The organism is Kitasatospora sp. NPDC092039, from assembly GCF_044756065.1.
Taxonomy (GTDB): Bacteria; Actinomycetota; Actinomycetes; order Streptomycetales; family Streptomycetaceae; genus Kitasatospora.
Map to the genome: position 1 here is coordinate 98,642 of NZ_JBIVSD010000006.1, position 19,850 is coordinate 118,491.

Sequence of the window (19,850 nt, forward strand, 5' to 3'; positions counted from 1 at the left end):
CTCCTCACCGTTCGTCATCGTCGGGGCTGCCGGAGGCGGCGGCTTCGTCGGGGCCACCCAGCGCGGCGGCTTCGAGTTCGCTCAGCACCAGGTCCTCCACCAGGTCCGCCAGGGCGGCCACGGTGCGGGAGACCAGTACGTCGCGGGGGGTGAGCGTGACGCCGAAGGCATCGTTGGCCCGGGAGGCGATCAGCAGGGCGCGCACGGAGTCGCCGCCCAGCTGGAAGAAGTCGTCGGTGGCGCCGACGGCGGTGTGCAGGGCCGCGGCCCAGATCTCCGCCACCGCCTCCTCGGTGGGGGTGCGGGGTTCGACCCGTCCGGCCGGTTCGGCCTCGCCGGGGCCGGGGGCGGGCAGGGCCGCCCGGTCGGTCTTGCCGCTCGCGGTGAGCGGGAAGCGCTCCAGCACCGCGAAGGCGGCGGGGACCATGTGGCCGGGCAGCGAGCGGGCGGCCAGGGCGCGCAGTTCGGCGCCGGTCGGCGGCTCGGTGCCGGGGGCGGCCAGCAGGTGGGCGACCAGCCGGGGCAGCCCGGGCTCGTCCTCCCGGACGCTCACCACGGCGTCCAGCACGGCCGGGTGGCGGGTCAGGACGGCCTCCACCTCGCCCGCCTCGATCCGGTGGCCGCGCAGCTTCAGCTGGTGGTCGGTGCGGCCCAGGTAGTGCAGTTCGCCGTGGCGGTCGCGGCGCACCAGGTCCCCGGTGCGGTACATCCGGGTGCCGGGCGGCCCGTACGGGTCGGCGGTGAAGCGGGCGGCGGTCAGGCCGGGGCGGCCGAGGTAGCCGCGGGCCAGGGCCGGTCCGCTCAGCCACAGCTCGCCGGGGACGCCGTCGGGCACCGGCCGCAGCCGGGCGTCCAGGACGTACGCGCCGGTGCCGGGCAGCGGGCGGCCGATCGGCGGGGCGGCGCCGTCCGCGGTCAGCGGCGCGGACCAGGTGGCGACCACGGTGGCCTCGGTGGGGCCGTAGGAGTTGACCATGCGGTGGTGCGGGGCCCAGCGGGCGACCAGGTCGGGGCCGCAGGCCTCCGCGCCGACGATCAGGGTCTTCAGCGCGGGCAGGCTGCCGGGGGTGTCGGCGGGCAGGGTGGCGAGGGCGGCGGGCGGCAGCAGGGTGTGGGTGATCCGCTCCGCCCGGAGCAGCGCGGCCAGTTGGGCGCCGAGCAGCGGGCCGGGCTCGGGCACCACCAGCCGGGCGCCGTGCGGCAGGGCCAGGCACAGTTCCAGCACCGAGGCGTCGAAGCTGGGGGTGGCGAAGGCCAGCACCCGGTCGCCGGGGGCGAGCCGGTAGTGCTCGGCCTCGGCGGCGGCGAAGGCCGCGAGCCCGCGGTGGTTGACCACGACGCCCTTGGGGGTGCCGGTGGAACCGGAGGTGAAGATGACGTAGGCCGGGTCGTCCGGGTCGATCGGGCGGCCGCGGTCGGTGTCGGTGGGGCGGTGGCCGGGCGCGCCGGCCGGGTCGGCGGCCAGGAGTTCGGCGACCTCCTTGGCGTCCAGGGTCAGCACGGGCGCCGCGTCGCGCAGCATCGCCTCGACGCGCTCCTCGGGGTGGTGCGGGTCGACGGGCAGGAACGCGGCGCCGGTCTTGGCCACCGCGAGTTCGGCGAGCACCGTGTCGGCCGAGCGGGGCAGCAGCAGGGCGACGGTCTCCCCGGGGCGGGCGCCGCGCGCGATCAGCCGGTGGGCCAGCCGGTTGGCGTGCGCCTCGGCCTCGGCGTAGGTCAGCTGCCGGTCGGCGGCGCTCAGCGCGACGGCCTGCGGCCACCGGTCGGCGGCGGCCTCGACCAGGGCGGGCAGGGTCATCGGGGGCACCGGGGCGGTCGCCGGGCGGGCGGGGCCGCGCAGCAGCCGCTCCCGTTCGCGGGGCGGCAGCGGGTCGAGGTCGTCCAGCCGGGTGGTGCCGTCCGAGGCGGCCAGCGCGGACAGGGTGTGCAGCAGTTGATCGGCGAGGCGTCCGGCGGTCTCCCGGTCGAGGTGCCGGGGGTCGTGGCCGAGTTCCACGGCGAGCCGCTCGCCGGGCGAGACGACGACGGTGAGCGGGTAGTTGGTGGCCTCCCGGGCGTCCAGTTCGCGCACCCGCAGGCCGTGCGCGCCGGCCGTGGCGTCGCCGACCGGGTAGTTCTCGAAGACCACCAGGCTGTCGAACAGCCCGGTGCCCGGCGGGACCTGGCTCAGGCCGTGCATCCGCGCCAGCGGCAGGTGGTCGAACCGGCGGTCCTCGGCCTGCTCCTCCTGGAGGGTGCGCAGCCAGTCGGCGCAGGGCCGGGCGCCGTCGACGGTGACCCGGGCGGGCAGGGTGGTGATGAACAGGCCGACGATGCCGTCGGAGCCGGCCAGGTCGGCGGGCCGGCCGGAGACGGTGGTGCCGAAGCAGACCCGCCGCTCGCCGCTCCAGCGCGACAGCAGCAGCGCCCAGGCGCCCTGCACCACGGTGTTGAGGGTGAGACGGTGGCGGCGGGCGAACTCCTGGAGCCGCTCGGTTTCGGCCGCGTCCAGCCGGTGCGAGAGCCACTGCCCGGAGCGGGCGGTGTCGCCCGGGGCGGGCCGGCGGTCGTAGGGCAGCGCGGTGGGGGCGGTGAGGTCGGCCAGCACGCCGCGCCAGTGCTCGACGGCGGCGCCGGTGTCGCGGGCGGCGAGCCAGCCGACGTAGTCCGCGAAGGGCCGGCGCTCGGGCAGGGCCGGCCGTTCGCCCCGGACGAGTGCGGCGTGGGCGGCGAGCACGTCCCCGAGGACGTGGAAGACGCTCCAGCCGTCCAGCAGCACGTGGTGGAAGGCCCAGACGACGCGGACCGCGTCCGGCCCGAGCCGGATCAGGTCGAGCCGCAGCAGCGGGGCGCGGTCCAGGGCCGGCGGCTGGGCCCGCCGGTCGGCGAGCAGTTCCTCCAGCCGGGCCGCGCGCCGGGCCTCGGTCAGGCCGCTCCAGTCGTGCTCGGTGACCGGCAGCACCGCGTGCCGGTGGACCACCTGGAGCGGCACCGGTACGTCGCGCAGCACCACCGAGGTGCGCAGCACCGGGGTGCGGTCGACGACGTGCTGCCAGGCGGCGGCCAGCAGGCCCGGGTCGCGGGCGCCGTCCAGGACGAAGGTGATCTGCTCGACGTACAGGCCGTGTTCGGCCTCGTCCAGGCCGTGCACCACCATGCCGGTCTGGGTGGGGGTGAGCGGCTGGATCTCCGTCACCTCCCGTCCGGTGCCGGCCAGCCGGTCGACGGCGGCCTGGTCGAGCCCGGCCAGCGGGAAGTCGGAGGGGGTGCGGCCGCCGGCGCCGGGTTCGGCGCAGTGGCGGACGATCTCCCGCAGCTCGTCCCGGAGTTCGGCGGCGAGCCGGGCGACCGTCCGGCGGTGGTGCACCGCGCGGGAGTAGGACCAGGTGAAGGAGAGCCGGCCGTCGGCGACCTGCCCGAGCACGTCGAGCAGGTGGGGGCGGCGGGCGGTGCGGTCCATCCCGCCGGTGAGCGGGCCGGCCGGAGCGAGCAGCAGGCTGCCGGGGGCGGTGCCGCGGTCCTGCCGGCCCAGGTAGTTGAAGCCGATCCGCGGCAGGTCCAGCCCCGGGGCCGGCCGGAGGTGGCGCAGGGCGCCGTGGCCGAGGCCGCCGCCCGGGACGGCGCGCAGCGCCTCCTTGACGGCCTTCAGGGCGGTGCCGGTGCCCGCCGCCCGGGGCACCTCCAGGGCGACGGGGTACATGGCGGTGAACCAGCCGACGGTGCGGGACAGGTCGAGGCCGTCGAAGAGGTCCTCGCGGCCGTGGCCCTCCAGGGCGACCAGTACCCGGCGGCGGCCGGTCCAGCGGGTCAGCACCCGGCCGAGGGCGCAGAGCAGGACGTCGTTGACCCGGGTGCGGTAGGCGTCCGGGACGTCCTGGAGCAGGCGGCGGGTGTCCTCGGCGCCCAGCGCGACGGTCAGCGACTCCTCGGTGTCGGCGGTGTTGGCGCCGTCCAGATCGATCGGCAGGTCGTCGTCCACCAGGCCTTGCCAGTAGGGGAGTTCGGTGTCGAAGCGGCCGGCCGTGGTGTGCTCGGCGAGCCGTTCGGCCCAGGCCCGGAAGGAGGTGCTCTTGGCGCCCAGGTCGGGCCGCTCGCCGGCGGCCAGCGCCCGGTGGGCGCGCTCCAGGTCCTCCAGCAGGATCCGCCAGGACACCGCGTCCACCACCAGGTGGTGGGCGGCGAGCAGCAGCACCGGCCGGGGATCGTCGGCGAAGCGGCAGAGCGCGGCCCGCAGCAGCGGTCCGGCGGCCAGGTCGAAGCCCTCGGCGAGCCGCTCGGCGAGGTCGTGCAGGACGGTCTCCCGCGCCTCGCCCTCGGCCGCCTCGTGGACGTGCAGTTCGGGGGCCTGGCCGGGTTCGGTGCCGTACTGGCGCCACCGGCCGTCGGCGAGCGGTTCGTAGCGCATCCGCAGCGCGTCGTGGTGGTCCAGGACGGCGGCCAGAGCGGCCCGCAGGGTGCCCTCGTCGGTGCCGGGGGCGAGGGTGAAGGAGACGGACTGGGTGAGCCGGGCCGGGTCGCCGTCGAGGGTGTCCAGCAGCCAGTGCTGGACGGGGGTGAGCGGGGCCTCGCCGGTGACGGCGCCCTGTTCGGCGGCGGTGACCGGGAGCGGGGAGCGCTCGGCGGCGGCCGCGAGTTCGGCCAGGGTCTGGTGGGCGAACAGGTGCCGGGGGGTCAGCGCGAGGCCGGCCCGGCGGGCCGCGGAGACGACCTGGATGCCGAGGATCGAGTCCCCGCCGAGGGCGAAGTAGTTGTCGTCCGCGTGGACGTCGGGCACGCCGAGCACCTCGCGCCAGATCGCCGCGAGGGCCCGCTCGGTGTCGGTGCCCGGCGGCCGCTCGCCGCCCGTCCCCCCGGCGGCGGGGGCGGGGACGGGCAGGGCGCGCCGGTCCAGTTTGCCGGTGGCGCCGAGCGGCAGCCGCTCCAGCGGCACCACCAGGGCGGGCACCAGGTGGTCGGGGAGGGTGCGGCCGAGGAAGGCGCGCCACTCGGCCGGGTCGGGCAGGGCGGCGCCGTCGCGGGGGACCGCGTAGCCCACCAGCCGCCGGTGGCCGTCCTGGTCGACCACCCGGGCGGCCGCCGCCGACACCCGGGGATGGCGGGCCAGCGCGGCCTCGACCTCGCCGAGTTCGATCCGGAAGCCGCGCACCTTGACCTGGTCGTCGGCGCGGCCGAGGTAGTCGAGCCCGCCGTCGGTGCTCCAGCGCACCCGGTCGCCGGTGCGGTACATCCGGCTGCCGGGCGGGCCGTACGGGTCGGGCAGGAAGCGCCCGGCGGTCAGCCCGGGGCGGCGCAGGTAGCCGCGCGCCACGCCGGTACCGGCCAGGTACAGCTCGCCGGGCGCGCCGACGGGCACCGGGCGCAGCCGCTCGTCCAGGACGTAGGCCCGGGCGCCGCCGACCGGCCGGCCGATCGGCGGGTCGCGGTCCGGGTCGGCGGGGTCGCAGAGGTGGGCGGTGGCGTACACGGTGGCCTCGGTGGGGCCGTAGACGTTCAGCACCCGGCAGCCGGGGACGGCCTCGCGGACCAGGCGCACGGTGCGGGCGGGCAGCCCCTCGCCGGCCAGCACCACGGTGTCGGCGCCGAGGTGGACGGTGCCGTCGGCGAGCAGTCCGCCGAGCGCCGAGGGCACCGCGCTGAGCAGGCCGGCCCGCCAGGGGCCCGGCTCCGGGCCGGCGCCGGCGGGGTGCTCGGCCAGGGCGAGCAGGTCCCGGAGGAGTTCCACGCGGCCGCCGGACAGCAGCGGCGCGAAGATCTCGAACACCGAGACGTCGAAGTTGAGCGAGGTGGCGGCGAGCACGTGCTCCAGGCCCCGGCCGGCGAACTCGGCGGCGGCCCAGTCGGTCAGGGCGAGCACCGAGGCGTGGGCGACCACCACGCCCTTGGGCCGACCGGTGGAGCCGGAGGTGTGGATGACGTACGCGGGGTGCTCCGGCCGCAGGGCGCCGTGCCGCTCCCGGTCGGTCACGGCGTCCGCGCGGGCGGCAGCCAGCCGTTCCCGGCAGGCCGGGTCGTCCAGCACGATCCGGGTGGACGGGCCGTCGGGCAGCCGCTCCGCGGTCGCCGCGCGGGTGACCACGGCGTCGGGCCGGACATCCTCGAAGAGGTAGGCGATCCGCTCGGCCGGGTACCCGGGGTCGACCGGCAGGTAGCCGGCGCCGCTCTTGAGCACGGCGAGCAGTGCCACGGCCAGTTCGACGGTGCGGGGCAGCGCGAGGGCGACGAACCGCTCGGGGCCGGCCCCGGCCTCGATCAGCAGCCGGGCCAGCCGGTTGGAGCGCTCGTCCAGCTCCCGGTAGGTCAGCTGTTCGCCGCCGGAGCGGACCGCCGGGGCATCGGGGGTGCGGGCGGCCTGCCGGGCGAAGGCCTCGGGCAGGGTGTCCCGGGGCGCCGGGCGCACCTCCCCGCCGAGCCGCTCCAGCAGTGCGCGCCCCTCGGCCGGGTCCAGCAGCGGCAGTTCGCCCGCCGGCCGGCCGAGGCCGGCCGCCATCCCGGCGAGCAGGGCGCGCAGGCTCGCCCCGAGCCCTTCGACGGTGGCGGTGTCGAAGGCGGCCGGGTCGTGGTCCAGGGAGACCTCGATGGACTCGCCGGGCGCCACCACCACGCTGAGCGGGTAGCTGGTCGGCTCCAGGACGTGCTCGGTCTCCACGCCCAGACCGTGCCGGGCCATCGACCGGGCGTCGAAGGGGTAGTTCTCGAAGACCACGATGCTGTCGAACAGGGCGGTGCCGCCGGGCAGTTCGCTCCAGCTCTGGAGCTGGGCCAGCGAGACGGCGTCGTGCCGCCGGGCCTCGGACTGGTGGTCCTGCACCTCCCGCAGCCACTCCAGCAGCGGGCGCCGGGCGTCGATCCGCACCCGGGTCGGCAGGGCGTTGATGAACAGGCCCACCATCGAGGTGACGCCGGGGAGTTCGGCGGGCCGGCCGGAGACGATGGTGCCGAACACCACGTCGTCCCCGCCGCCGTAGCGGGAGAGCAGCAGCGCCCAGGCGCCCTGGAGCACGGTGTTGACGGTCAGCCCGGCCTGTCGGGCGGTGCCGCGCAGCCGCTCGGACAGCTCGGGGCCGAGGGGGACCCGTACCGAGGCCGAGGAGGAGGCCCGGTGGGCGCCGGCCGGGCGGCGGTCCCGGGGCAGTTCGGTGGGGGCGGGGAAGCCGGCCAGGACGTCCCGCCAGTACCGTTCGGCGCCCGCCCGGTCCTGGCCGGCCAGCCAGCGCAGGTAGTCGGCGTAGGGGGCCCGCTCGACCAGGGCGGGGCGGCCGGCGGTCAGCGCGGCGTAGCGCTCGCAGACCTCGTCGAAGACCTGGGCGGCGCTCCAGCCGTCGAGCAGCACGTGGTGGAAGGTCCACACCACCCGCACCCGGCTCGGCGCCAGCCGGATCAGGGTGAGCCGCAGCAGCGGCGCGGCGCCCAGGTCGATCCCGGCGGCCCGGTCCTCGGCGAGCAGCCGGGCGGTGTCCCGCTCGACCTGCTCGGCGGGGCGGCCGGTCCAGTCGTGGTGGGTCACCGGGACGGCGGCCCGGTGCTGGACGACCTGGAGCGGTTCGGCGCCGTCCTGCCAGCTGAGCCGGGTGCGCAGGATCGCGTTGGCGTCGACGGTCCGCTGCCAGGCCTCGGCCAGCGCGTGCGGGTCGGTGACGCCGGTCAGCACCAGCTGGACCTGGTTGACGTAGGTGTCGCCGTCCGGGTCGAGCAGGCTGTGGAAGAGCATCCCGGCCTGCATCGGCGTCAGCGGGAGGACGTCGGCGACCGACCGGCCGTCCCCGGCGATCCGGTCCACCGCCGCCTGGTCGAGGCGGGCGAGCGGGAAGTCGGAGGGGGTGCGGCCGCCGGCGCCGGGCTCGGCGCAGTGGGCGACGATCTCCTCCAGCGCGCGCAGCACGGCCCGCGCCAGCCGCTCGACGGTGTCCGGACGGTGCCGGCCGGCGCTGTAGTACCAGCCGATCTCCAGCCGGCCGTCCTCGACCCGGGCGACCACGTCCAGCAGGTGGGGCCGCTCGGCGCCGGGGGCCTGCGCGCCGCCGAGGCCGCCGGGGACGGCGCGGACCAGGGCGGCGCCGTCGGCGGACCAGTCGAAGCGGCCCAGGTAGTTGAAGCTGATGCCGGGGGCGGGCGCGTCGGCGAGCGCCTCGTCCCGGGCGAGGTGGCGCAGCACGCCGTACCCGAGACCGCGGTCGGGCACCGCCCGCAGCTGCTCCTTGACGGCCTTCAGGGCGGTGCCCCAGTCCCCCGCCGGGACGTCGAGGGCGACGGGGTACAGCGAGGTGAACCAGCCGACCGTACGGGACAGGTCGAGGCCGTCGAACAGCCGGTCCTCGCGGCCGTGGCCCTCCAGGCCGACGGCGACGGTGGCGTGCCCGGTCCACTCGGCGAGCACCCGGCCGAGCGCGGTGAGCAGCACGTCGTCGATCCGGGTGCGGTAGACCCCGGGGACCTCGCGCAGCAGGGCGTCGGTGCGTTCGCGGTCCAGCCGGACGGTCACCTCGCGCAGGTCGGCGGCGGTGTTGCCGCCGTCGCCGTCCACCGGCAGCGGCCGGGCGCAGGCCCGGGCGGCGGCGGCCCAGTGGGCGCGCTGCCCGGCGAAGCCGCCGGCCGCGGTGTGCTCGGCCAGCCGGCGGGTCCACTCCCGCACCGAGCTGGTGCGGGCGGGCAGCCGCAGCGGGCGGCCCTCGACGGCCTGCCGGTAGGCGGTCTCCAGGTCCTCCAGCAGCACCCGCCAGGAAACGCCGTCGACCACCAGGTGGTGGACGGCCAGCAGCAGCCGGTCGGGCCGGGTGCCGTCGGCGGCGGTGAACAGCCGGGCGGTGAGCAGCGGGCCGCCGTCCAGCCGGAAGGAGGCGTGGGCGGCCCCGGTCACGGCGGCCTCGTCGGCGGGGTCGTGGACCTCCAGCAGTTCGGGGGCCGCCTCCTCGGCGGGGGCGCAGTGCTGGCGCCAGCCGCCGTCCTCGGCCCGGACGAAGCGGGAGCGCAGCGCGTCGTGGTGGGCCCACAGGGCGGCCAGCGCGCGGCGCAGGGCCCGCGGGTCGACCCCGCCCGGGGCCTCCACCACCAGGGACTGGTCGAAGTGCCCGGCGGACGGCGGGTTCGGGTCGAGGAACCAGTGCTGGATCGGTGTCAGGCCGACCTCGCCGCTGACCGGTCCGGTCCCGGCGACGGTGACGGCGCTGCCGGCCGCCGCGGCCAGGGCGGCGACGGTGGGGTGCCGGAACAGGTCGCGCGGGGAGAGCGCGAGTCCGGCGGCGCGGGCCCGGGAGACGACCTGGATGCTCAGGATGGAGTCGCCGCCGAGCAGGAAGAAGTCGTCGTCCAGGCCGACGCGTTCGACCCCGAGCAGCTCCGCCCAGATCCCGGCGAGCAGCCGCTCGCGGGCGGTGCCGGGGGCGCGGTGGGGGCGGTCGCCGCCCGCCGACCAGTCGGGGGCGGGCAGTCGCCGGCGGTCCACCTTGCCGTTGGCGGTGAGCGGGAGTTCGGGCAGTGTGACGAAGGCCGCGGGCAGCATGTAGTCGGGCAGGTCGGCGGCCAGGTGGGCGCGCAGTCCGGCGGCTCCGGGGGGTTCGGCACCCTCGGCCGGCACCAGGTGGGCGGCGAGGCGCTTGCGTCCGCCGTCCTGGTGCAGCGAGACCACCGCCTCGGCGACGGCCGGGTGGGCGGTGAGCCGGGCCTCGATCTCGGCGGGTTCGATCCGGAAGCCGCGGATCTTGATCTGGTCGTCCGCGCGGCCGACGAAGTGCAGTTCGCCGTCCTCGCTCCACCGGACGGTGTCGCCGGTGCGGTACATCCGCTCGCCGGGCGGGCCGAACGGGTCGGCGAGGTAGCGGGCGGCGGTCTCGCCGGGGCGGCCCGCGTAGCCGCGCGCGAGGCCGGCCCCGGCGATGTACAACTCCCCGGTGACGCCCGGGGGTTGCGGTTGGAGCGCGCCGTCCAGGACGTACACCCGGGTGTTGTCCAGCGGGCGGCCGATCGGCAGGGCGGCGGGCAGCTCGTCGCCGGCCCGGAAGGCCCGGCGGGTGGCGAAGGTGGTGGTCTCGGTCGGTCCGTAGCCGTCGACCACGGTGAGGCCGGGGCAGGCCGCCAGGACCTTGCGGACGGCGGCGGCGGGCACCGCCTCGCCGCCGGTCCACACCTCGCGGGCGCCGCGCAGGCAGCCGGGGTCCTCCTGGGCGAGCAGCCGGAACAGGCCGGCCGTCAGCCACAGGCAGCGCACGCCCTGCTCGGTGACGGCGTGCCGGACGGCGGCGGCGTCCAGGTCGTGCGGCGGGGCGAGGACGGCGGTGCCGCCGCGCAGCAGCGGCACCCAGAGCTCGTAGGTGGCGGCGTCGAAGGCGTGCGGGGAGTGCACCAGCACCCGGTCGTGGCCGGTGAAGGCGCGGTCCAGGGCGAGCGCGGCGACGTCCCGGCGGCGCACCGCGACGCCCTTGGGGGTGCCGGTGGAGCCCGAGGTGAACATCAGGTACTGGACGTTGTCGGGGTGGACGGCCGCCGGGGCCGCCGCCGGCGCGGCGCCGTCGGGCCGGTCTACCCGCAGCACCCGCTCGGCGGGGAGCAGTTCGAGGGCCTGCCCGGCCCGGTGGGCGTCGGTGAGCAGCAGTTCGGCGCCGGCCTCGGCCAGCATCCGGTGCAGCCGCTCGCGCGGCGCCCGGCCGTCCAGCGGCACGTGGACCCCGCCGGTGCGGACCAGCGCCAGCTGGGCGACGACCAGCTCGACGGAGCGCTCCGCCAGCACCCCGACCGGCTGCTCCACCCGGACTCCGCGGGCGACCAGCCGTCCGGCCAACTCGGCGGCACGGGAGTCGAGTTCGCGGTAGGTCAGGCGTTCCCGGGCGGTTTCCAGGGCGACCGCGTCGGGGGTGCGGAGCACCTGTGCGGCGAACAGTTCGGCGATGTCGGCGGCGGGTTCCCCGGTGGCGGTGGCGTTCCAGTCGACCAGGACGCGCCGGCGCTCCTCGGCGGTCAGCAGCGGCAGCCGCGCGGGCGGCCGGTGGGCCCCCTCGGGCAGCGCGGTCAGCGCGGCGGTGAGCTGCCCGGCCAGCCGCCGCACCGTGGACTCGTCGAACAGCCGGGGGTCGTAGCAGAGCCGCAGGGACAGCTCCGGGCCCGGGTAGGCCAGCAGGGCGAGCGGGTAGTTGGTGGTCTCGATGCCGTCCAGTTCGCGCAGCCGCAGGCCGTGGGCGTCGGCCGCGTCCTCGTCGACCGGGTAGTTCTCGAAGACCACCAGGCTGTCGAACAGGGCGGTCTGCTCGGGCAGTCCGGTACCGGCCCGCAGCCGGGTGAGCGGGACGAAGCCGTGCCGCCGGTCCTCGCTCTGCTCCCGCTGCAGGGCCCGGAGCCAGTCGAGCAGGGTGCCGTCGGCGGGCACCGTGGTGCGGGTCGGCAGGGTGGTGATGAACAGGCCGGTCATCGTCTCGACGCCGGGCAGCTCGGGCGGCCGCCCGGAGGAGGTGGTGCCGAAGACGACGTCGGCGCGCCCGGCCTGGCGGCCCAGCAGCACAGCCCAGGCGCCCTGCACCAGGGTGTTGAGGGTCAGCCCGGAGCCGCGTGCGAGGTCCTCCAGCGCCCTGGTCGCGGCGGCGGGCAGGGCGAACGGCACGGCCCGGGTGGACTCCGCGCGGTGGCTCTGCACCGGCTCGCGGTCGTACGGCAGCGGCGTCGCCTCGGCCAGCCCGGCGAGGCGGTCGCGCCAGTGCCGTTCGGCCTCCGCGTGGTCGCGCCCGGCCAGCCAGGCCAGGTAGTCGCGGTAGGGCCGGCGCTCCGGCACGGTGCCGTACGGGACTTCGCCGTCCGCTCCCGGGCGGCCCAGGGCTGCGTGCGCCGCGAAGACGTCCGAGAGCACCTGGAACAGGCTCCAGCCGTCCAGGACCAGGTGGTGGAAGGACCAGAGCACCCGCACCCGGTCCTCCGGGAGGCGGATCAGCAGCAGCCGCTGGAGCGGGGCCCGCCCGAGGTCGAGGCCGCGGGCCCGGTCGCGGTCCAGCAGCTCGGCCAGCCGGTCCCGGCGCTCCTGTTCGGGCAGCGCGCGCCAGTCCAGGTGGGTGACCGGCACCGCCACCCGGCGGTGGACCACGAGCAGCGGTTCGGGCACCTCCTGCCAGCGGACGTGGGCGCGCAGCACCGCGGTGCGGTCGGTGACCCACTGCCAGGCCTCGGCGAGGCGTGCCGGGTCGGGCACCCCGTCCAGGACGAAGTCCAGCTGCTGGAAGTAGGCGCCGCTGTCCTCCTCGGCGAGGCCGTGGAAGAGCATGCCGGACTGGGTCGGGGTGAGCGGCAGGACGTCCTCGACCGCGCCCGGGTCGGCGCCGGTGATCCGGTCCACCGCCGCCTGGTCGAGCCGGGCCAGCGGGAAGTCGGACGGGGTGCGCCCGGCCGAGCCGGGCCGGGCCGCGTGGCGGGCGAGGTCGGCCAGCTCCTCGGCGAAGCGCCGGGCCAGCGCCTCGACGGTCGAGCGGCGGTGGACGGCGGCGGAGTGGAACCAGGTGAACTCCAGCGCGTCGCCGTCGAGGCGGCCGACCACCTCCAGCGGGTGGGGGCGTTCGACGGCCGGGTCGGCGTCCAGCTCCAGCGGCCGGAAGGTGCCGCGGAACAGCCCGTCCGGGTCGTCCGGCAGGGCGATGCGGCCCAGGTAGTTGAAGCCGATCCGGGCGGCCGGGACGTCGGGCGCGGTGCCGGGGCGCCCGAGGTGGCGCAGTGCCTCGAAGCCGAGTCCCCGCCGGGGGACGGCGCGCAGCCGCTCCTTGACCTGCTTGAGGACGGTGTCCCAGTCGGCTCCGGCGGGGACGGCCAGGGCGACGGGGTGGCGGGTGGTGAACCAGCCGACCGTACGGCCGAGGTCCAGCTCGGCGAACAGCTCCTCGCGCCCGTGGCCCTCGACGTCCACCACGACCTGCTCCAGCCCGCTCGCCCCGCACAGCGCCCGGCCGAGCGCGCTCAGCAGCACGTCGTTGGCCTGGGTGCGGTAGGTGTCGGGCAGGGTGCGCAGCAGGGCGGCGGTGTCGGTGGGGCTCAGCCGGACGGTGACGGTCCGTTCGGAGGCGTAGGTGTCGGGGCCGTCGAGTTCGGCGGGGAAGGCCTCGGGGGCGCTCCGCGAGGGGATCGCCCGTGCCCAGTATCCGCACTCGTCCTCGAAGCCGCCCTCGGCCGCGAACTCGCTCAGCCGCTCGGCCCACTGCCGCAGCGGCGAGGACTTCGCCGGCAGGGCCCGCGCGCCGTCCCGGCCGTCACGGCGGGCGCGGTAGGCGGTGTCGAGGTCCTCCAGCAGCACCCGCCAGGAGACGCCGTCGACCACCAGGTGGTGCACGGCCAGGTGCAGGACCGGCGGCCGGCCCCCGGCGCGCTCGTGCAGCACGGCGCGCAGCAGCGGCGCGCCGCCGGCCAGGTCGTACGGGCCGAAGTGCGGCGTGTCGTCGTCCGGGCCGGTGTGCCGGGCCAGGGTGATCCGGCGCGTCGGCTCCTGGATCTGCCAGTGCACGGCCCCGCCGCCGTCCGGGGCGGTGAAGGCGGAGCGCAGCGCGTCGTGGTGGGCGACCACGTCGTTCAGGGCCTCCTCCAGGGCAGCCCGGTCCAGGTCGCCGGGCAGCAGCAGGGAGAGCGCCTGGCCGAAGTGGCCGGCCCGGTCGCCGGCCCGGCCGAGCCACCAGCGCTGGATCGGGGTCGGCACGGCCTGCCCGGTGGCGGCCACCGGCGCGGGCGCGGCCGGGGCCTCGGCGTCCTCCGCGGCGCGGGCCAGCGCGGCGACCGACTGGTGGCGGTAGAGGTCGCGGGAGGTGACCGCCAGCCCGGCCTGCCGGGAGCGGGCCACCACCTGGATGCCGAGGATGGAGTCGCCGCCGAGGTCGAAGAAGTTGTCGTCGGCGCCGACCCGGTCCAGCCGCAGCACCTCGGCCCAGATGCCGGCCAGCACGCGTTCGGCGGGGGTGCGGGGGGCGACGTGGCGGACGGCGGGCGCGGCCGGGCCGGGGCCGGGCAGCCGGCCGCGGTCGAGCGTGCCGTCGGGGTTGAGCGGCAGGGCGGGCAGCGGCACCACGACGGCGGGGACCAGGCGGTCGGGCAGGGTCAGCGCGAGGGTGCGGCGCACCGTCTCGGGTTCGATCCGGCCGCCGGGGACGGGCACCGCGTAGCCGACCAGCCGCCGGGTGCCCTCGGTGAGGACGGCGGCCGCCTCGGCCACGCCCGGGCAGCGCCGCAGCGCCTCGGCGACCTCCTCGGGGTCGGTCTCCTGGTGGCGGGGCCTGGCCCACTGCTCGACCCGGCCGAGGTGCTCCAGCTCGCCGTCGGCGGTCCACCGGACCAGCTCGCCGGTGCGGTACAGCTGCTCCCCCGGCGCGCCGTACGGGTCGGCGACGAACCGCTCGGCGCTCTCCCCCGGCTGCTGGGGGAGGCCGCCGGCGAGGTACAACTCGCCGGGGACGCCGTCGGGTTGGGGGCGCAGCGCGCGGTCGAGGACGTAGCCGCGGGTCCACCCGGGCCGGGCGGCGCCCTCGGGCGGTACGGGCGTGCGCCCGGCGTCCAGCAGCGCGCGCTGCTCGTCCCGCGGGATCATCGGCAGTTCGGCGAGGGTGCGCTGCGGCCCGTCCGCCATCCCGGCCAGCAGGCGGTGGAGGTGGCGCGCCAACGCGGCCGCGGTCCGCCGGTCGAACAGGTCGGTGTTGTACTCCACCGTCAGCACCCAGCCGCCGGCCTGGTCCGGGGTGAACTCCAGCACCAGGTCGAAGCGGGCGGCGGCGCGGGGCAGCGGGTGGTCGGTGAACCGCAGGCCGCCGGTGGGCGCCGGGGCGGCGGGGGTCTGCTGGACGACCACGACCTGGACCAGCGGGGTCCGGCTGGGGTCGCGCGGCGGTGCCAGCTCCTCGACCACCCGGTCGAAGGGCACCGCGGCGTGGGCGAAGGCGTCCAGCAGGGTGGTGCGCATGCCCTCCACGAAACTGTCCACGGTGGCCCGCTCGTCCACGTCGCCGCGCAGCACCACGGTGTTGACGAAGAAGCCGGTCACCTCCTCCAGTTCGCGGCGGTCCCGTCCGTTGGTGACGGTGCCGAAGGCGACGTCCCGCTGGCCGGTGTGGCGGGAGAGCAGCAGCGCGCAGGCCCCGGCGAACAGGGTGAACACGGTGGTGCCGCGGCCGGCGGCGAGGTGGCGCAGCCGGTCGACCAGGTCGGCCGGGAGGTGGTGGCGGTGCGCCGCGCCGTTGCCGGTGCGCCGGTCGGGCCGGGGGCGGTCGGTGGGCAGCCGCAGGGTCGGCAGGTCCGCCAGGGTGCGCTTCCAGTAGGCGAGGTCCGCCGCGTGGTCGGTGCGGTGGTGCTGCTCCCAGTGCGCGAAGTCGGGGTACTGGAGGGCGGGGGCGGGCAGGCCGTCCGGTTCGCCGGTGGCCTCCGCCCGGTAGAGGGCGGCCAGTTCGCGGGTGAGCACGCCCACCGACCAGCCGTCGGTGACGATGTGGTGCTGGGCCAGCAGCAGCAGGTGCTCGTCGGCGGCGAGCCGGACCAGCAGCACCCGGGCGAGCGGGCCCCGGGCCAGGTCGTACGGCCGCTCCAGTTCCTCGGCCAGCAGCCGTTCGGCGGCCGCGGCGCGCTCCGCGGCGGGCCGGGCGCCGAGGTCCTCGGTGCGCAGCGGCAGCTCCGCCCGGTCGGCGACGCGCTGCACCAGCTGCCCGTCGAGGGTGACGACGGTGGTGCGCAGCGAGTCGTGCCGGGCGGTGAGCCGGCGCAGGGCCCGGCCGAGGGCGTCCTGGTCGAGGGGGCCGTGCAGCCGCAGGGCGACGCCGGTGTTGTTCCCGGTGCCGCCGGGGGTGAGGTCGTCCAGGAACCAGAGCCGGCGCTGGGCGCTGGACAGCGGCAGCGGCTCGCCGGGCGGGGCGGGCGGGATCGGTCCGGCCGGTGCGGCGGCGGCCGGCCGGTCGAGCAGCGGGGCGAGGGCGGCGACGGTGCGGGCGGTGAAGACGTCCCGCAGGGTGAGCCGGACGCCCAGCCGCTCGGCGGTCCGGGTCAGGGTGCGGGCGGCGAGGACCGAGTCGCCGCCGAGGTCGAAGAAGTCGTCCTCGGCGCCGACCGCGTCGAGGCCGAGGACCTCGGCCCAGACGGCGGCCAGGGCGCGTTCCCGTTCGGTGCGCGGGGCGAGCCGTCCGGTGCCGGGCCGGCGGGCGGGCGCGGGCAGCGCCCGCTGGTCGATCTTGAGCTGCGGGGTGAGCGGGATCGCGGCCAGCACGACGACGGCGGCGGGCACCAGGTGGGCGGGCAGCGCGGCGGCCAGGGCGGTGCGCAGTTCGGCCGGGTCGGGGGCGCGCTCCGGGTCGGCGGGGGTGGCGTAGCCGACCAGCCGGGGATGGCCGGGTTCGTCCTCGCGGACCACCACGACGGCCTGGTCGACGGCGGGGTGGGCACGCAGCGCGGCCTCGATCTCGCCGGGCTCGATCCGGAAGCCGCGGACCTTGACCTGCCGGTCGAGCCGGCCGAGGAACTCCAGCTCCCCGTCGGCGTTCCGGCGGGCCCGGTCGCCGGTGCGGTAGAGCCGGGCGCCGGGCGGGCCGAAGGGGTCGGCGACGAAGCGGGCGGCGGTCAGGCCGGGGCGGGCCAGGTAGCCGCGGGCGACGCCCTCGCCGCCGAGGTACAGCTCGCCGTCGGCGCCGGGCGGCAGGGGCCGCATGGCCTCGTCGAGCACGTACGCCCGGGCGTGCGGCAGGGCGCCGCCGATGGTGGGCGAACCGGTGCCGGCGGTGAGCGGGCCGGTCCAGGTGGCGACGATGGTGGCCTCGGTCGGGCCGTAGGAGTTGACCATGCGCCGGCCGGGCGCCCAGCGGTCGACCAGTTCGGCGGGGCAGGCCTCGGCGCCGACGATCAGGGTGCGCAGGTGGCGGCCGGCTCCGGCGGGGACGGTGGCCAGGGCGGCGGGCGGGATCAGGGCGTGGGTGATCCGGTGCTCGTCCAGGACGGCGGCGAGCTCCTCGCCCAGCCAGGGGCCGTCCGGGGGGATCACCAGGGTGGCGCCGGTGAGGACGGAGACGAACAGCTCCAGCACGGAGGCGTCGAAGCTGGGCGAGGAGAACTGGAGCACCCGGTCCCCGGGGCCCACCGCGTAGTTCTCGACGGCGGCCGCGGTGAAGCCGGCGATCCCGCGGTGGGTGACGACCACGCCCTTGGGGGTGCCGGTGGAGCCGGAGGTGTAGATCAGGTACGCGGGGTGGTCGGTGCCGGCCGTGGCCGGGGCGTCCGGCTCACCCGTGGTGGGCGTCTCCAGGACCTCGCGGACCGCGGCCGGGTCGTCCAGCACGATCGCGGGGTCGGCGTCGGCGAGCATCAGCGCCCGGCGCTCGGCGGGGTAGGCCGGGTCGACGGGCAGGAAGGCGGCGCCGGCGCGGGCGGCGGCCAGTTCGGCGGCGATCAGCTCCATCGAACGCGGCAGCACCAGGGCCACCGTCCGTTCCGGTCCGGCGCCGTGCCGGCGCAGGTCGCGGGCCAGCCGCTCGACGCGTTCCGCCAGTTCGCGGTAGGTCCAGCTCCGCCGGCCGTCGGTCAGCGCGGGCGCGTGGGGGGTGTGCGCGGCCTGGTCGGCGAACAGCGCGTCGAGGGTCCGAGGGGCGCCGCCCCCCGGGGTCGCGGGGGTGCCGCCGGCCTGCGGCGGAGCGGACGGACGCACGGACTGGGCAGGCCGGTCGGCCATGGCGGAAGGTCCTTCCGATGGGGGCGACGACGCGGGCACCGGGGCAGGCGGTAGCCGGCCCTCGGGCCCGGGAACGGTGCGGTGGCGGCTCTACGGCGGTGGTGCGAGGTGGTGCGAGGCGGTGCGGTGGCGGTTCTCCGGCGGCCGCCGGTTCAGCCGGAGGCGGCCCGGCGGGCGGTGCGTCCGGAGACCTGCACCCGGTCGATCCGGCCGGTGGCCGGGTCCCGGTGGAAGCGGCCGCCGGGCTCGGGACGGCCGGTGTCCGGGGCGATCAGGTCGTAGCGGAGGTCGGCGTGGCAGCGCAGCCGGATCGGCAGGTCGCCGTCCACCGCGAGGGTGGCCGATCCGTCGCCGGCCGACTCGACCCGGTAGCGGACCGCGCCGTTGCGGTAGTCGCCCGCGCACTCGGCGAGGGTCGCGGGTCCGGCGAGCGGCACGGGCCCGCCGGCACTGACCGGCGGGATCGCCGCGGGCACCCGGATCCCGGCCAACTCGTCGAGTTCGGCCGCGAGTTCGCGCCACAGGGCGGTGGCGGCGCCGGCGTTGCCGGTGAACGCGACCACCACGCCGCTGTCCGGGTCGGCCCGCAGGTGGCAGGAGGTGCCCATGGCGTTGCCGTCGTGGCCGCACCACAGCCGCCCGTCCTGCCGGTAGAGCGCGACCCCGGCGCCCCAGCCGTCCGCGAGCGTTCCGGGCCGGGCGCCGGGCTGCGGGCGGCGCATCCGCTCGGCGACCTCGGGGGGAAGCGCCTCGGACCGGCCGACCAGGGCGGCGCCGAACGCGGCGAGGTCCGCGGCGCTCGCCAGCAGGGCCCCGGCCGGGGCCTCCAGCGGGGCCAGGTTCTGCCGGACGGCCCGGGCCCGGCCGGTCGCCGCGTTGAGCGCGTGCCCGGCGGCGACCGGTCGCCCGGGGGCGGGCGTGTCGACGAACACCGGCCCGGTGCCGAAGGGTTCGAGCAGCAGGGCGCGCACCGCCTCGTGCCAGGGCATCCCGGTCACCGTCTCGACCAGGCGCCCGGCGGCGACGTAGCCGGCGTTGGAGTAGGAGAAGTCCGTCCCGGGCGGGAACAGCGCGTCCCGGGCGGTGCACACGGCGGACAGGTAGCGCGTCGCGGTGGTGCGGGCGGCGGCGTCGGAGTCCGGCCCGGTGGGCAGTCCGCCGGTGTGGCCCAGCAGATGACGAATCGTTACTGCGGGCAGTTGCCGGAGTTCCGGGAGGTGCTCGGCGGCCGGTTCGTCGAGATCGAGGTCGCCGTCGTCGGCGAGCAGCATCACCAGGGCGGCCGTGTAGGGCTTGGTGAGCGATCCCACCGGGACGGCGGTGTCCCCGGTGAAGGGCGCCCCGGTGCCGGTGTCGGCCACCCCGGTGTGCAGGACGACGGCCTCCGTGCCGGTGTCCAGTGCCAGTTGGGCTCCGGGCACCCGGTGGGCGCGGGCGAGGACGTCGAGGCGGTGCCGCAGTTCGCGGCGCGGGAGGAGCGGCGCCCGCTCGCGGGTGGGCGCCGGACTGGCGTACGGCATGGCGGAAGCTCCCGTCGGCTGGTTCTCGGGTGCGGGCGCGCCGGGCGCCCGTGGCGGAATCGCGGATCGGGTCACGGCACGGCGGGGAATTCCCGGCCGTCGGCACCGCCCGCTTCAGGACGTGCGGGAACGGGGCGGAATCGGCGCGGGACCGGTCGGTGACGGCGGTCGCCCGGCCCGGGAACGGGAATCCCCGGGCGCGCGGCCGGACGTCCGCCCCGCCCTCGCGGAGCCGTTCCGGAGCCGCCCCGGCGCGGCCGGGACCGGGCAGTGCGAATGCGACCCGAATTCCTCGCGACCCGGTGAACGGCGGGCCGGGGAACGGCGTACGGCGAACCGGGAACGGCCGAATACCCTCATCCGGCCGGAACGCTCGAACAGAAATCCACTCCCCGCCGACCGGCCGCTCTCGCGGCCGCCACCTGCCCATTACCCGTATCCGGCATGTCCATCCCCCTTATTGGCGATCCGCCCCCGCAACCGTCGCGCGGAACGCGCCGACGCGGCCGGGGAGTCGCGGAATCCTTGCCGTCCCGAACGTCCGGACGACGAACGCGCAACAGTCTTCACGGCGGCCCAGTCGCTCGCAACCCCTTCCGATTGAACGGAAAGCGGCTCCACCGGGAATCGGAACCACAAAATCCCTGGTTGCCTCCCGGCCACACCCGGAAGAACCCGATGGCGAGTGCGAATTCTTTGGCCGAAAATGT

General features: G+C 77.4%; 2 protein-coding genes. Both read right to left on the reverse strand.

What is annotated here, in order from left to right; translation table 11 throughout:
- Positions 1–4: 4 nt before the first annotated feature.
- Positions 5–17,620, reverse strand: a complete 17,616-nt coding sequence (locus tag ACIQI7_RS14405) for a non-ribosomal peptide synthase/polyketide synthase (protein WP_401109058.1) — start codon at positions 17,618–17,620, stop codon at positions 5–7.
- Positions 17,621–17,772: 152 nt separating this feature from the next.
- Positions 17,773–19,140, reverse strand: coding sequence for a serine hydrolase domain-containing protein (locus tag ACIQI7_RS14410; protein ID WP_401109061.1), 1,368 nt, complete (start codon positions 19,138–19,140; stop codon positions 17,773–17,775).
- Positions 19,141–19,850: the final 710 nt, after the last annotated feature.

What these genes read in the sequence shown, in the direction of transcription:
- ACIQI7_RS14410 (WP_401109061.1), bottom strand. Translation starts at nt 19,140, where the DNA reads ATGCCGTACGCCAGTCCGGCGCCCACCCGCGAGCGGGCGCCGCTCCTC.
- ACIQI7_RS14405 (WP_401109058.1), bottom strand. Translation starts at nt 17,620, where the DNA reads ATGGCCGACCGGCCTGCCCAGTCCGTGCGTCCGTCCGCTCCGCCGCAG.